General features: G+C 61.6%; 1 protein-coding gene. It reads left to right on the top strand.

Annotated elements, in window-relative coordinates; translation table 11 throughout:
* Positions 1-1,413: 1,413 nt before the first annotated feature.
* Entirely contained in the window at positions 1,414-1,899 is a 486-nt protein-coding gene (locus ABZU72_RS28615; protein ID WP_355022155.1) for a hypothetical protein, read from the top strand.
* The last annotated feature ends 873 nt before the right edge of the window (positions 1,900-2,772 follow it).

Here is a 2,772-nt window from a genome sequence, read left to right as displayed (position 1 = left end):
ATCGAAGGCCTCTACGTCGATACCGGCGAGGGCCGGCGCGCCCGATCCTTCGACAATGCGGCGGGCGGCGTGCTCCCGGCCGGAACCTATACCGCAGTCAGCAATGGCGGCGGCGGTGCCGGGCTCCTGCGCGTCGGCGTGAACTACAAGTTCTGAAGCGACAGCTTTTGACCTGCGAGCAGCCCGGCGCCTTGCGCCGGGCTGTTTTTGTAAGCCCAACAGAGTTGCTCGCTGGTTTGCCGGTCACCGGACCGGAGGCGGGGCGCCAGGGATCGTGTGAACCGTCTCAGGCCCGCCTCGTCGGAGACCGGCTTCATCCTCCCGCGTGGCGATCCTGAAGCGGATGCTGGCGGTCCGCCGCTTCACCAAGAGGGAGATATCGGCGGCACTGGCTGTCGAAACTCCGAGGATGCCGTGGGCGCTGAGTGCGGCCCAGGCGCCTTGGCGATGGCGCCCGGATCCGGCACGGCCTTCGCCATTGCGATCGCGTCGCGCTCGATCGCGGCCGCAAGGAGGCAGTAATCGTTGAAGGAAAACAAGGCGCAGTGTTCGTCCTGGGACCACCTGCCGATCACCTCCCAGACGAGATCGTACTCCTCGCAGACGCCGCCAAACCTTCCGCCCCGCAGTCGCGCGAAGCCCTGGCGGAACTCGGGGAACCGAAGCATGAGACGGGCAAGCCCGCGTTCTTGGGCCGACATCAAGCGCTCACATGAACCCGGGGGACATAAACAACAGCGTATAGCAACGGCGTATGCAGCGACTATGTCAATTAACGCCATTCCCTTGGGGAAGATAGGCGCGACGTTGCGTCGACGGCGCATAACGCGAAGCGCCGCGCCGCCCAGTGCTTTTTGGGCCACGCCCGGCGCTTAAAAATGGACCGTCTGCGGATTGCCGATTGCGCTGATCACTCTCGCGCTGAAGTATAACGCGTAGGCAGTGAGTTCGACATGAGCACCTCAAAATCGTCCGAGGCGGAGATGGCGCAAGTCAACGGCCTTTTGATCCGGACAGCTATCGTGATCGTGGTCGGCGCGATCGTCTTCATCCCGCTCATCAGGTGAGCGTGGTCAGCCGTTGCAGTGCAAAAAGGGCCAACATCAACCCCGGGTTTTGGTCCGGTGTTGGCGCTAGCGGGCAAGTCGATCGTGGAAGGTCCCGATCTGTGACAAGGCCTTGGCGAGGGTCGCCGTCTGGCTTTGGGGCAAATATGAAACCTGAGGGCCGTGCGAAGATATATAAGGCGAACGAACTGCTTGGTCAGGTGCTTGGTCACGAGTTCCAATCGAGGGGCTTCGGGGACCGCCGGAGAGAGCCAGGCCTCGAAGCCAAATCCGAGGGGCTTTCGGCTCCCAACACCTGCCTCAACCAAGCCAAGGACATTATCCTCGATACGGTCGGGGACTATCAATGACTATCGACGAAGAGGCGATGGCTCGGGCTCTCAGGCGCTTCCGCGCCAAGGCCGGCAAGAACGCACCGATCCCCAACCCAACCAATGCAGGCAAGGCGCGACAGATGTTCTGGGCGAGCCTGCTTCGCAATGCCAAGGAGGAGATCACCAACGAGCGCGCACAGCAGGCAATGGCCGTCCCCGCGCACAAGCACGCGCAGTCCTATGATGTGCTCACCGTCCGCGAGAATGGCCAGGAAAAGCGCTCACTGTTCACGGCGCGCCAACTGGCCGATCTCATTCAGGCAAACGGAATGGCCGAAGAGATCAGCCTTGCCGAGATCGACGCTACAATCAAGGAGCACGGTTCGATAGTCTGCCGGCCCTCGGCACCCGGATTCAAGGTCCACATCGAGATCAGGCTTCGCAAGCGCAGCCTGCTGGACCACTTCCGCGCACTGCTGCGGATCGCGACGAACTACACCCACCCCCCGGGCCAATAATCGCCAAGCCGACCGCCATGGTTACACTTTTGATGGTTATCTCCGCGGCCACCTCAGCATCAGTACGCCAAAAATCCTTGCCCATTCCGTAGTGTTTCGACTCTCAACCTCCAGTAACGCGGCCGCGAACGATGATCGGGGAGTCGATCCCCCCTCGGGGTGCCAAAAGGAGGCGAAATCGCCCTCTCACGGCCGCAGACCGTTCTCGAGAAGGCCGTTGCCGGCCAGGGAACAGGGAAACAGGATGACGAGGAATCACCTCTATGAGGGGGCGACGACACTACTGACGCAAAACCTGCTATTCTAGATGTCGACAGCGTGGGGCTGAAGCTCTCGAGGGTGTCGGGCTTCCAGAAGGCCCAGGTCGCCGTTGCCCGCGAAATCGCCGTGGCGGGAACGAATACCTGCTGGAGTTCCGCAGCCGCATGACCGGTCGACTGACTTTACGGATGCGTCCCCCCGGGACGTATGGCGCGGATCAGGCCGTCCCCGAAAATGCAGTGCCTTCGACGGCAACAGCGGGGGCCACTTCGGACGATCCATCTGACGCAAGCCACGGAGAGAACCCTGAACCCGAAGGTCTTTAGACATCGCGTGTACCACATAGCTGGGTACGATCATTCACGTCTTGAGATTGTGCATGGTCGTTTCGGGCTGCGTTGCGTAACTTGGCACGATGTGCCGCGCGAGCAAGGCTATATTCCGTTAGTCGCATCTTGAGCGAACCGCTGCGTAACCCCTCGTGGACTTACGCTCGCCCGCGACACTTCATTGGCACCGGTTCGAACGGACAGCTCAAGGAGCGGCAATGAAACGAGCCACTTCCTCGTCGCTGATCGGTGTCAAAGGCAGGTCGAAGGCCTCGCGCAGGCG

Origin of the sequence: Nocardioides sp. NPDC004968 (genome assembly GCF_040608935.1) — a bacterium.
Taxonomy (GTDB): Bacteria; Actinomycetota; Actinomycetes; order Propionibacteriales; family Nocardioidaceae; genus Nocardioides.
The sequence above is the reverse complement of the archived record's forward strand: the minus strand, read 5'-3'. Positions and strand labels throughout refer to the sequence as shown.